Source organism: Leisingera sp. ANG59 (genome assembly GCF_013317235.1).
Classification (GTDB): Bacteria; Pseudomonadota; Alphaproteobacteria; order Rhodobacterales; family Rhodobacteraceae; genus Leisingera.
This window is the reverse complement of the sequence record NZ_WLCM01000004.1, coordinates 106213-118701: the sequence shown is the minus strand read 5'-3', so window position 1 is coordinate 118701 and position 12489 is coordinate 106213. Positions and strand designations below refer to the sequence as shown.

The 12489-nt window shown below is 62.0% G+C and carries 11 protein-coding genes; 1 reads left to right on the top strand and 10 read right to left on the bottom strand.

Annotated elements, in window-relative coordinates; translation table 11 throughout:
* Positions 1-566 precede the first annotated feature (566 nt).
* The 4 genes from GKC28_RS04920 to GKC28_RS04905 are packed head-to-tail and all read right to left on the bottom strand — an operon-like array spanning position 567 to position 4458.
* Positions 567-1604, bottom strand: coding sequence for an extracellular solute-binding protein (locus GKC28_RS04920; protein ID WP_174145587.1), 1038 nt, complete (start codon positions 1602-1604; stop codon positions 567-569).
* 20 nt (positions 1605-1624) lie between these two features.
* Positions 1625-2434 carry an ABC transporter permease gene (locus tag GKC28_RS04915; RefSeq protein WP_174145585.1) on the bottom strand — a complete coding sequence of 270 codons (810 nt, stop codon included), beginning with the start codon at positions 2432-2434 and terminating at the stop codon, positions 1625-1627.
* Positions 2435-2437: 3 nt separating this feature from the next.
* The gene (locus tag GKC28_RS04910) at positions 2438-3367 is read right to left on the bottom strand and encodes an ABC transporter permease (RefSeq protein ID WP_174145584.1); all 930 of its coding nucleotides are present in this window, start codon (positions 3365-3367) and stop codon (positions 2438-2440) included.
* Positions 3367-4458, bottom strand: coding sequence for an ABC transporter ATP-binding protein (locus GKC28_RS04905; RefSeq protein WP_174145582.1), 1092 nt, complete (start codon positions 4456-4458; stop codon positions 3367-3369). Before GKC28_RS04905 ends, GKC28_RS04910 begins: the two co-directional genes overlap by 1 nt.
* A gap of 370 nt (positions 4459-4828) precedes the next feature.
* Here GKC28_RS04905 and GKC28_RS04900 point away from each other — a divergent pair, with 370 nt between their 5' ends.
* Positions 4829-5278 carry a lyase family protein gene (locus tag GKC28_RS04900; RefSeq protein ID WP_174145580.1) on the top strand — a complete coding sequence of 150 codons (450 nt, stop codon included), beginning with the start codon at positions 4829-4831 and terminating at the stop codon, positions 5276-5278.
* 152 nt (positions 5279-5430) lie between these two features.
* Here GKC28_RS04900 and argE read toward each other — a convergent pair whose 3' ends face one another.
* The 6 genes from argE to GKC28_RS04870 form a co-directional block, all read right to left on the bottom strand.
* Positions 5431-6570: an acetylornithine deacetylase gene (argE, locus tag GKC28_RS04895; RefSeq protein WP_174145577.1), complete on the bottom strand. Its 1140-nt coding sequence runs from the start codon at positions 6568-6570 to the stop codon at positions 5431-5433.
* A gap of 2 nt (positions 6571-6572) precedes the next feature.
* On the bottom strand, positions 6573-8642 hold the full coding sequence (locus GKC28_RS04890; protein WP_174145575.1) for an FAD-dependent oxidoreductase: 2070 nt from the start codon (positions 8640-8642) through the stop codon (positions 6573-6575).
* A gap of 91 nt (positions 8643-8733) precedes the next feature.
* A complete protein-coding gene (locus tag GKC28_RS04885) occupies positions 8734-9678 on the bottom strand; it encodes a LysR substrate-binding domain-containing protein (RefSeq protein ID WP_174145573.1) in 945 nt (314 codons plus the stop codon).
* A gap of 33 nt (positions 9679-9711) precedes the next feature.
* Entirely contained in the window at positions 9712-11208 is a 1497-nt protein-coding gene (locus tag GKC28_RS04880) for an aldehyde dehydrogenase (protein ID WP_174145571.1), read from the bottom strand.
* A gap of 14 nt (positions 11209-11222) precedes the next feature.
* Positions 11223-11897 (bottom strand): DUF1028 domain-containing protein, encoded by a 675-nt coding sequence (locus GKC28_RS04875; RefSeq protein ID WP_174145569.1) that lies wholly within the window; start codon positions 11895-11897, stop codon positions 11223-11225.
* 122 nt (positions 11898-12019) lie between these two features.
* Complete coding sequence (locus GKC28_RS04870; RefSeq protein ID WP_174145567.1) at positions 12020-12436, bottom strand: RidA family protein; 417 nt, start codon at positions 12434-12436, stop codon at positions 12020-12022.
* Between the last annotated feature and the right edge of the window lie 53 nt (positions 12437-12489).

The following is a 12489-nucleotide window of genomic DNA, read 5'->3' as shown; positions in this document are numbered from 1 at the left end:
GGCCTGGGAGACTCACTGAAGCGCGCTGGTTTCTGCTCCGCTTGCACTAAGGGTCTCCGAAAATCGGCGTGGCATTCTGTGAAAACTCTACTCAGCTTGACATCACTGATAAAAAATTTGGTGTGCCAGTGTTGAACTCTCAGTCCTGTTGGCCGGCATACCATTCTAGGCTCCGGGCGCGCCGGTCATCCACACGAGAGGTGCCGTGGAATGCGGGAAAGGAGGGTTCCAGACGGCCATCTGCTCTCGGCAAGCCAGAATCGACAGCTCATATCACAGCTCGATTTGGCGGTCGTTAATCATCTCACTTGGCGGATATCAATGGGGCCCGAGGCTAGGATCCACACCAACAAAGTGACATTGGGCCTGCCCTTCCAGCGATCAGGTAACGGAACCCGTTGGCGTACAGAACTTGCTCATCCTGCAGAGCCTTCACCAGGCAATCTGCCCCATGGACCATAGCATCTTCGAAACAATTTCGCAGTGGCGCTTAAGACGAGAGTTTTTACTAATGCCCCGGGCTTATCTCGCCCGGGGCAGTCTGGCTTTGGCGTTATCAGGGGATTTTATTTTTTCAGGTTGGTCCAGATTTGATCATAGACCGCTTGGGTTTCCTGGTTACAGACCTCGATGAACACGCCCTCACCCGCATGTGCATGCGGGTTCTTTTCCGGCTGGGCGGCCAGCGCCGGATCAAGGTGCTCGCTTGTGCCCGTCACCCCGGCATTATACTGCGCATAATTGGTGACCGCGGCGATGTTTTCCGGCTCGAGCAGGAAATCCATGAACTTCAGCGCGTTTTCGCGGTTCGGCGCATCCTTCAGCAGCACCACGTTGTCCATCCATGCGACATAGCCCTGGGTGGGATAGGCATATTCCACATTGGCGCCTTCCTCACGGGCCTTGGCGGCAAAGCCGTCATAGATCTGCCCAACGGCGGCATCGCCCGACACCAGAACTTCCTTGGCAGTGTCGGAATTGAAGGAGGCCCAATGCTGCTTGGCGTCCTGCAGCATGGCATTCAGCGCCTTTAGCTGTTCCCGGTCTGTGGAGCACTGCGGTATACCCAAGTGCAAGGAGGCCATCGCCATCACTTCCCCCTGGCTGTCCAGCATATTGATCTTGCCCGACAACTCTGCCGGAGGGTTGAAGAGGATATCTGTTGTCTGGATGTCGCCGCTGTAGGCGTCCCGGTTCACTGCAAAGGAGGTCGACCCCCACTGGTAGGGGATCGAGGAAGCGCGGCCCGGGTCAAAACTGGGGTCGGCCCACTCCGGGGCAATGTTGCCTTTGTTGGCCAGTTCGCCATCGGCAATGGTGTCCAGCAGCCCCTCTCCCGCCATGATGCTGACCATGTAGTCGCCCGGCACCGCCAGGTCATAGGTGCCCATGCCGCCGGCCTTCAGCGTCGCCAGCATGGACTCATTGGAATCGTAGGTGTCCATGGTCACTTCGATGCCGGTCTCAGCCGTGAACTTGTCCAGGACCTCCTGCGGCATGTATTCGAACCAATGGTAGAGGACCAGTTTGCCCTCGGCGGCGGCGGCATTGGCAGCGACACTCAGAGCAAGTGCGGCGGCGCTGGATTTCAGCAGGTTTTTCATGTGTTTCCCTCCAGGTTGGATCATTTTGTGCTGTCGGATTTGCTGACGAAGTAGCTGATGGTGACCATCACGATCGAGACGCTCAGCAGCATGGTCGAGATCGCCATTATGTTGGGTTTGATGCCCTGTTTGACCGAGCCGAAGATCGCGGTGGGCAGGGTCTCGACGCCCGCGCCCTTGACGAAGTTGGTGATGATGAAATCGTCCAGCGAGACGATGAAGGCCAAGAGAAAGCCGGAGATGATGCCCGGTGCCATCAGCGGCATCAGGATCTTGGTGAAGGCCTGCCGCCGGGTGGCGTAAAGGTCCATCGCCGCCTGCTCGAAGCTGTCCTCGATCCCCTGCATCCGGGCCGAGATCGGCAGATAGGCAAAGGGGATGCAGAAGGCGACATGGGCAACCAAGATGGTCAAGTAGCCGCGGGTGAAGCCGATGGCATTGAAGAAGATCAGCGTGGCCACCGCGGTCACGATCTCCGGCACCATCAGCGGCAGGCTGATCAGGCCAAAGGACACGGTGCGCATCTTGAACTGGCCGCCGCGCACCATGGCGGTGGCTGCCAATGTGGCAATCATCGTGCTGGCGGTGGCGGCCATGATGGCGATGGTGAAGCTGTTGAAGGCCGCGGATTTGAACTTGGCGCTTTCCGGTCCGGTGAACACATCGGCGTACCAGCGGAAGCTGAGCCCTTCCCAGTTGGTGATCGATTGGGAGGCGTTGAAGCTGTAGATGGTGACGATCACCAGGGGGGCATAGAGCACCACCAGGCACAGCAGGGTGATCGCGCGGAAGCCTTTGTAGGTTTTGATATTTTCATTCACATGCGCCATGGCTTAGCCTCCCGCCTTGTCTGCTTTGGCCTGCTGGCGGGCGGAGAACATCAGGATGATCAGCACCATGGTCAGCAGGATCATCGAGGCGGCGGCGCCGAACGGCCAGTTGCCCGCGTTGCCCTTGAACTGCTCCTCGATCAGCGATCCGATCATGAAGTTCTTGGCCCCGCCCAGCAGATCCGGCGCCAGGAAGGAGCCCATTGACGGCACGAACACCAGGATGCAGCCCGCCACCACGCCCGGCTTCACCGCGGGCAGCACGATGCGGCGCAGGGTGGTCCATTTGCTGGCATAAAGATCCGCAGCAGCTTCGCTGAGCGAGAAGTTGTAGCGCTCCACCGCGGCATAGATCGGCAGCACCATGAACGGCAGGTAGGAGTAGAACAGCCCCAGCTGCACCGCAAAGTTGGTGTTGACGATGTGAATGGGGCTGTCGATCAGCCCGGTACCGATCAGGAAGTCATTGAGCGGCCCCTGATCACGCAGCAGGAACTTCATGCTGACGGTGCGGATCAGCAGATTCACCCAATAGGGGATGGTGATCAGGAACACCCAGACGGGCCGCACGTTTTCCGGCCGTGTGGCGATGAAATAGGCGGTGGGGAAGCCGATCAGAAGGCTGAGCAGCGTCGCCGCCCCGGCCTGCCAGATCGAACGCCAGAAGATGGTGATATAGGTCCACTCGAGCTTCGGCGGCTCATCCCCGAACAGCCCGCGGTCAAAGAAGAACTGATCGTAAGCCGCGAGTGAAGGTTCCCAGATCACCCCGCCGCGGAATTCCTTGGTCAGGAAGGAATAGATCAGCATCATGCAGACGGGACCAAGCACAAAGATGCCGAGCACCGCCCAGGACGGCAGCAGCAGCCAGCCGCGGGCGTCCTTGTAGGTATCTGCGCGGGCTGAGCCGCCGCTTGCTGCGCCTGCTGCCATCAGTCCATCAGGAGGCGCCCGGCCCCCAGCTCCATGTTGACGAAAATCTCGCTGCCCGGCTCAAAGATCCGCTTGTTGCCGCGGTCGGAATTGGAGGTCCGCACGATGAACTGCGGCCCCTCGGCCAGATCAACCAGCGTGCTGATGTCGGTGCCGACAAAGATGTTCTCCGCGACCCGGCCCTTGAGGCTCTCGGCCTCGACCGGCACGTCGGACATGAACAGCCGTTCGGGCCGCACCGACATATGCACCTTGGCGCCTGCACCGATGCCGTCCACCGAGTTGCAGGTCAGCGCGTGGCCGCCGCCCAGATGGCAGACCGCGCGGCCGTTCATCACCTGATCGACAGACACCTCCAACAGGTTGGTCTCCCCGATGAAATCCGCCACGAACATGTTGCGCGGCTGCTCGTAAATCTCGGTCGGGGTGCCCAGCTGCTGCATCTCGCCCGCCGACATCACCGCGATGCGGTCGGACATGGTCAGCGCTTCTTCCTGGTCGTGGGTCACGAAGATGAAGGTGATCCCGGTCTCCCGCTGCAGGTGCTTCAGCTCCAGCTGCATCTGCTTGCGCAGCTTCAGGTCCAGCGCCGACAGCGGCTCGTCCAGAAGCAGGACTTTAGGCTGTGGCGCCAGCGCACGCGCCAGCGCCACACGCTGCTGCTGGCCGCCTGAGAGCTGGGACGGCTTGCGGGCAGCGAATTGCGACAGCTGGACCAGCTCCAGCATCTCGCCCGCGCGTTTGCGGGCGGCGGATTTGGACTTGCCGCGCATCTCCAGGCCAAAGGCGACGTTGTCCAGGATCGTCATATGCGGGAACAGCGCATAGTTCTGGAACACCGTGTTCACCGGCCGCTGATGCGGCGGCAGGCTTTCGATCTCGTCGCCGAACAGCAGGATCTCGCCCTCGGTCACATCCTCAAAACCCGCGATCATCCGCAACAGCGTGGTCTTGCCGCAGCCCGAGGGCCCCAGCAGGGTGAAAAACTCATTGTCCTTGATGGTCAGCGAAATGCGCTTGAGGGCGGTGAAATCCCCATAGCGTTTGACCGCATTGCGCACATCAATCGCATCTGTCTTGTTACCGGGCACTTGCGCCTCCCCGTCTGCCGCGTTTCGTTTGATCCAGCATAGGAAGGCCCGGGGGCGGCATTAAGAATTGACTCCCTCAGCAAATGTTAGTCTTTGCCTAATCTTTAAAAAACAATTCAAAGCAATGCCTTAGCAAGGTCAAGAAGGTGCCGCACTTGCTTCGCCTGGCCCTTCTCCTTGCAACGGAAACCGCATCTTTGGCGCATCTGCGGATCTGGCCATGGCCTTGGGGAAAACTCCCAGCAGTAGGACAGCAGACAATGCACAAGACACGCGTGGAACAAGTCTCCATTGGCCAGGTGGAACTGCCTGCCGACTGCCCGAACGGCATTAAGACGGAACGGGCGCGGGAAATTTCCCAATTACCGGTGTGCCGCTGTCGCATTTCCCGGCACTGGTTAAGGCGCTGGCGCTGTTGAAAACCGCCGCCGCCCGCGCCAATGCAGAAACTGAAGGGCTGGAACCGGGCAAGGCCGCGGCGATCACCGCTGTCTGCACAGAGGTACTGAATGATCGCCATCACGAGCACTTCAGCGTCGATGTATTTCAGGGCAGCGCCGTCACCTCCACCAGCATGAACACCAACGAGATGATCGCCAATCTGGCGCTGTTGCGGATCGGGCGCCAGCCCGGTGACTACACTCATCTGCGCCCCAATGACGATGTGAACCACGGCCCATCAACTAATGGCGTCTACCCGACCCCGATCCGGTTGGCAGTACTTGCCAGCACCGCTCCGCTCTGCGAGGCGCTGCACAGGGTGCAGCAAGCCTTTGACGAACGCGGCCGGGCCTTCGACGGCATCGCCAAGGTAAGCTAAGGCCCGTGCAGCAGGATCGCCAAGATGGCGATTAGCCCGAGGGCGCCGAACCAGGCAAAATCTTCGATCATGCTGGCAGGTTGCTGGTGACTGCCAGATGGGGCTTGCGCGCCATGGCCTGCGGGCAGGTGGTCATTGGCATGCAGGATCCCTCAATTTGTCAGATCGTCCAGGATCCGGTCCATCATCGCGTCGCAGGCGGCAAGCTGGCTCAGTTCCAGGTATTCGTCAGCCTTGTGCCCCTGCCCCGCCATCGATCCCGGGCCGCAAACCACTGTCGGCACGCCCAGCTGATCAAAGAACCCGGCTTCAGTGCCAAAGGCGGCCTTTGTGGTGCCATTGCTTCGGGCCAGTTTCTGCGCAAAGAGGACGACAGGGCTGTCCGCGGGTACGTCGAGGCCGGGATAGGCGTTGTATTTTTCCACCTCAACGCGGGCCTTTGCCGGGTAGCGGCTGCTGACCCGCTCCGCAACGGCCTTAATGCGGGCCAGGATGTCCTCGCCGCGGTCGGCGGCCAGATGGCGGTATTCAAAGGTCAGCTCGGCCCGGTCCGGCACGATGTTGAGTGCAGTGCCGCCGCTCATTTTGCCGACGTGCAGCGTTGAGTAGGGCACCGCATAGGCCGCATCCCGCGCACCCATGGCGGCGAAATCATCCTGCAGCGTGCGCAGCTCACTTATGAAATCCCCTGCCAAGTGCAAAGCGTTAGTGAAATTGGGCGCCAGGGCCGAATGGCCGCTTTGGCCGTGGCAGACAGCACGCAGGGCCGCCTTGCCCTTGTGGCCAATGGCGACTTCCATCTCCGTCGGCTCACCCACGAAGCAGGCGCGGGGCTGACCGATCAGCGGCGCAAGACGCTCCAGCATCTCCTGGATACCGACGCAGCCGATTTCCTCATCATAGGACAGAGCAATTTTCAGCGGCTCTTTCAGATCCGCTGTTGCCGCCCGGTCCGCCAGCGCCAAGGCACTGGCAACATAGCCCTTCATATCGGTGGTGCCACGGCCATAGACACGTTCTCCGTCCCGGATCAGCCGGAACGGATCGCGGGTCCAATTCTGCCCGTCCACCGGCACGACGTCCGTATGCGCCGACAGCAGCACCCCCTGCCCTGCCGGGCCTTTCTCGGCGTAGAGCCCGGTCTTAGAGCCATCCGGCGACGGCAGCCGCATCACTGCGAAACCGCGCTCAACCAGGAAGCCCTCCACATAGGCGGCAAGCTCCAGGTTTGAGTTGCGGCTGACCGTGTCGAACCCGGTCAGCCGCTCCAGTATGTCCAGCGTCGCTGTCATCGTCAGTCCAGGGCCAGCTCGGTGATCTCACGACGAAAGGGCAGCGCATCGCCGATGTCAGATCCGTCCAGCTCGCGGGCATAGCGGTGGCCCGCATAAGTCGCCCAAGCGATCGGCCCCGGCGCGCTGGCGTCGCCGATGATCTTGACTGACTTGATGCCGGCATCCGCCCAATCCGCCTCGCGGGCGCGCAGGTCCTCGTAGATGCTGTCGTTGCCGGTCCGCGAGGCGACCATCACCACGGCATCCGCCTCGATGGTCCAGGTGCGGTCCGTGTAGGTGCAGTTGCTGACCACATGGCCCGCGTGGATTTCAGTCACCCCGCGATTCAGCACAATCTCCGCCCCGGCCTCAATCAGGCGCGGATGGATCGCCACCTGCTCCAGCGTGTTGTTGGTCCAGTCGCTGACATAGGCCGAGGGCGTGACCAGCGTCACCTGCGCGCCCTTGGAGGCCAGCAGTTCGGCCAGAACCCCGCCCATGTAATAGTGGTCGTCGTCATAGACCACAACGCGGCCTTCGGGAGTGGTGCCGTCCATCAGGTCGTCAGGGGTGTAGACCTTGGCGCCCTCGGCGATCGGCATCGGCACCACGTGCTGGCGGGAGACCCCGTCGCGGCGCCAGGTGGAGCCGGTGGCGATACAGACATTTTCGAAGCCGAACTCCAGGATGCTGTCCGCATCCAACGGGCTTTCGCGGTAGATCTCCACATTTGGGCGCTGGCTCAGCTGATAGTCTCGGTAATCCACCACCCGGCCCCAGGCGTTCAGCCCCGGCAGCTGGCGCTCGCGGGTCACCCGTCCACCGATCACGTCCTTGGCCTCGGCCACCGCCACGTCATAGCCGCGGCGGCAGAGCGCCCAGGCGGCTTCCAGACCGGCAGGGCCGGAGCCGACCACCAGAACGTTGGAGCTGTCGCCCTTGGTGTTCATCTTCTCCGGATGCCAGCCCTTGCGCCATTCCTCCATAAAGGTCGGGTTCTGGGTGCAGCGGCTGATCGACATGGTCATGTCGCCGGTAATGCAGATGTTGCAGCCGATACATTCGCGGATGTCTTCGATCCGGCCTTCCTCGATCTTCTTCGGAAGGAAGGGGTCGGCAATCGACGGCCGCGCGCAGCCGATGAAATCCAGCGTGCCGGATTTCACCATCTTGGCCATCACATCCGGGCTGGTGAAGCGGCCAACGCCAACGATGGGCTTGTCCGTCAGTTCATGAATGCCGCGCACCAGTTGTTCCTGCGCGGCTTCTTCCTTGAAGCGGCTGGGTCCGGAGCAATCTTCCCATGTACCCTGCGCCAAATCCCAAAGGTCCGGCAGGTCCTTGTTCATCTCAATGTAATCGCGCACTTCTGCGTTGGAGAAGCCCAGCTCGCCGATAGTTTCATCCAAGCTGACGCGCAAAGTGATCGCCATGGTGTCGCCCACCGCATCGCGCATATCCGCGATGACTTCCTGGCTGAAACGTGCGCGGTTCTCCAGCGATCCGCCGTATTCATCCGAACGCTGATTGGTCGCCCGGCTCAGGAAATGCTGAAAGATGCCGAACCCATGCGCGCCGTAAAGGCAGATCAGGTCAAAGCCTGCCTCTTTTGACCGCTTGGCTGCGTTGACGAACCAGCGGCGCAGATCCTTGATGTCCTGCTTGTCCAGCGCACGGGCCTGCACCGGGTCATTGGTGAAGGTGCGGATCGGCAGGGCGGAGGGCGCCAGCGGCACCTCCTTGGAATAGAGGTTCGGGCCGTTGATCCCGGAATAGGCCAGCTGGATACCCGCCAGTGCGCCATGGGTCTTCATCCGCTCCGACATCTTCCTGAGCTGCGGGATATCCTTGTCCTCCCACAGGCGCAGCTCGATGAAGGGAGTGATTTCCGAGGTGTGATGCATCTCGCACTGTTCGGTGAAGATCACGCCCCAGCCGCCTTCGGCCTTGATGCCCCGCATGGCTGCCGCGGCAGAGGGGTCGCGGTAGCCGCCGCCGTTGCAGTGCGGCACCTGGTAAAAGCGGTTCTTGGCGGTGAGCGGGCCGATCTTCATCGGCTCGAACAGAATATCATAGCGGGGATCGCGCAATTTCCATCTCCTTCGTGCAGAGCTGCCAAAAGGGTACAGGACTGTGTCAAAGGCGAAAGTTGCGCTTACGGAAGCATTGATTAGCCGCCGCCTAAGCGCCGCCGCCATCCCCTATACGGATGCCCGGCACAGTGCCGTCTGTGATCCGTTCCTGGCAGTAGCTGATGAAGGTTTTGACGGTCAGCACGTTCTCGGCCCCTTCAGCCGTCAGCAGGCCCATCCGCATCGGCCGCAGCTTGCCTTCGATTGGCACGAACTGCAGCTTGCGCCCGTCTGGTGCCATGTCTGTCACCGGGCGGATATTGGCAATGGAATAGCCAAAGCCGTTCGCCACCAATCCGCGCATTACCGCCATGTCGCGGGTGCGCTCGGAAATCTGCGGAGCGGCACCTGCATCTTCGAAGATGGAAAGGAAGTATTCGGCGCTAAGCGGCAGATCCAGCAGCACCATCGGATGCGCGGCCAGGTCTTCGACAGTGACGCTCTCGCGGTCTGCCAGCGGGTGATCTTCGCTCAACAACGCGTAGGGCGGCAGCTCCGCCAGCGCGTTGAATGTCAGGTCCGCCGGGATGTTCAGGTCATAGGTCAGCGCCACGTCGATCCGTGCCTGCCGGATCAGCTCAATCAGCCCGGCCTGATCGCGCTCCAATTGGCTGATGGTAACCGCCGGATATAGCGTCTCGAACTGGCGGCGCAGCCCCGGCACGATCAGTTGGGCGAAAGTCAGCAGGCAGCCGACTGACAAGGGCCCCTGCACAAAACCAGAAATATTATCCGCCAGACGGCTGAGCGCACCCGCCTCATACAGAACCGCACGCGCCTGATCCATGAACTGATGCCCGGCCTGGGTCAGCGACAAACCTTGCGCATGTTTGCGCACGAACAGCTGCAGGCCGAACTCATTTTCCAGCTGCGACACCGCCGATGATATCGAAGGCGAGGACACGTTCACCTTCTCCGAAGCCAGGGCAATGGACCCGGCCTCGCCGACGGCGACGAAGTATTCCAGCTGGCGCAGGGTGAAACGCAAAGGCATGTCAGCAACTATGCCGGAGCGGGACCGGGCTTATCAAGTCCGGTACTTGATCCAAGTGGTTTTCAGCGCGGTATATTTTTCCAGGCTGTGCAGCGACAGATCGCGCCCGAAGCCGGACTGTTTCATACCGCCAAAGGGCGTCTGCGCCGAAAGGGCGTCCACCGTGTTGACCGAGACCGTCCCCACTTGCAGCTTGTCCGACACCCGGCAGGCGCGGCTGAGGTTGTCCGTCCAGACCGAGGCTGCCAGGCCATAGATCGAGTCATTGGCCATGGCGACGGCCTCCTCCTCGCTGTCAAACGGGATCACCGACAGGACGGGGCCGAAAATCTCATCCCGCGCCAGCGGGTTGTCGTGGCTCACGTCATCAAAAATCGTCGGCTGCACAAAACAGCCCTTGCCATCCACTGTGACACGCGCGCCGCCCGCGACCAGGTTGGCCGAGGATTTGCCCGCCTCAATGAAGCGCATGATGCCCTCGGTCTGCTTCTCATCCACGATGGCGCCCATTTTCGAGGCCGGATCCAGCGGATCGCCCGGCTGGGTCGCCTCGGCGCGGGCGATCAGTTTCTCGACAAAGGCGTCCTTGACCGAACGCTCCACATAGAGCCGCGAGTTGGCAGAACAGACCTCGCCCTGATTGAAGAAGATGCCAAAGGCAGCCATGTCGGCAGCGGCGTCCAGATCCTCGCAATCCGCGAACACCAGGTTGGGGGACTTGCCGCCGGTTTCGGGCCAGACCTGCTTCAGGTTCGATTGCCCCGAATACTGCATGAACATCTTGCCGATGGCGGTGGAGCCGGTGAAGGCGAGGCAATCCACGTCCATATGCAGCCCCAGCGCCTTGCCCGCGGTGGCGCCATAGCCCGGCACCACATTGAAAACCCCATCCGGCACCCCGGCCTCAGCCGCCAGCCCCGCCAAGCGCAGCGCAGACAGGGGCGATTGCTCTGCCGGTTTCAGCACCACCGAATTGCCCGCCGCCAGCGCCGCCGCGGCCTTCCAGGTAGCCATGTCGAGCGGGAAGTTCCAGGGTGTCACGGCCCCCACGACGCCCAAGGGCACACGGGAGACGAGCGCCAGATCGCCCGGCCCGGTCGGCGCCACTTCGTCATAGACCTTGTCGATTGCCTCGGCATACCACTGGAAGAAATGCGCCGAGCCCGGGGCGTCAATGGTGGCCGCATCGGTCACCAGCTTGCCCATGTCCAGGGAATCCAGCAGCGCCATCTCCTCGAGGTTTTCGCGGACAAGGTCAGCAAGCCGCAGCATCACTGTCTTGCGGTCCCCCGGCGCCATCCGCGACCAGCGCCCGTCCTCAAAGGCCCGGCGCCCGGCGGCCGCTGCCCGGTTCACGTCCTCTTCATCGCATTCGGCCACCTGCGCCAGCACCTCACCGGTTGCGGGGTTCACGCTGGCAAATGTCTTGCCCGAAGCCGCATCCGTGAACTTGCCGTCAATGAAGGCCTGGCCGCGGAACGAGAGAGCCGCCGCCCGGGATTTCCAGTCGTCCAATGAATAGTCCAGCATAGTCTCTCTCCTGCTTATTCGTCCCCGGGCACGCCGTAGGACGGCGCCTCGCGCGGGTCGAGCGCGCGCTGGACATAGGCCTCCAGCTGCGGCTTGTAGATGTCCCAGGCGGTTGCGATGTTCTCGACCGGGCAGTCCTCGGTCCAGTCGCAGCGCAAGTCGGCCACCGGCCAGCTGACCTTGTCGACGATCTTCATGCCTGCCGAATGCACCGGCCCGGCCTCGCCGCCTGCCGCCAGCCCGGCGCGCATGGCGGCAATCAGCCGGTCGCCGAGATGGCCCTCCGCCGCCTGAAACCCGTCCACGATCGCCTGGCACACCCCGTCATTGGCCAACAGGTTGCCGCCAGAGGCCACGTCCTGGCCTTCCGCCTGGGTCCAGATGCCCAGGGAGTTCGGTCCCGAGTGAATGGCGGTGCCGCCAATGCTGTCCACCGCCAGCACCTGCCGGTATTCGATGAAGCGGCCGGTTTCCCGCACCTTGGCCACCGCGGCGGCAGCGGTCATGCCCTGCTCCATCAGATCCAGCGCCAAGGGACCCAGGCTTGGGTCGGTCACATTCTGGCTCGCCACCGCGCCAACGCCCGCGCGGGCAAAGGAACAGCGCGCTGCCACCGCCGGCGAGGAGGACGAAATCGCCACCCCGAACATGCCCGTTTCCGCGCAGCGCGCCACAAGCGATAATGTCATCGTCTTTCCTCCTCACCAGCCACTGGAGACGGATCCGTTCTTCATCTGGCCGGAAATTTCCTCAGGGGTGAATTGAGCCGCAGGCTTAAGAGGGGGCAGACAGCCCCCTCCCTGCTTCCGGATCAGTCCGGGATAACCGCGGTGCCGTCGATCTCCACCAGCCATTCGGGCCGCGCCAGCGCCTGCACCACCAGGCCGGTGGAGACCGGATGCACGCCTTTGATATACTCGCCCATGGTGCGGTAGACCGCCTCGCGGTGGCGCACGTCGGTGATATAGACCACTACCTTGACCAGGTGCTCCATCGAGCCGCCGCACTCCTCGATCAGCTGCTGGATGTTCTGCATCACCTTGTGGGTCTGCTCCACCGGATCGTGGCTCTCGATATTCTTCGCATCATCCAGGTTCTGCGGGCACTGGCCGCGCAGGTAGACGGTTCTACCGCCTTGGGTCACCACCGCCTGGCACAGGTCGTTGTCCAGGTTCTGTTCCGGGTAGGTGTCCGATGTATTGAACTTGCGGATGCGGGTATGGGCCATGAAATCCTCCTGATGTGACGGGGCCGGCCGGACATTGCGTTTGCCGGAAAAAC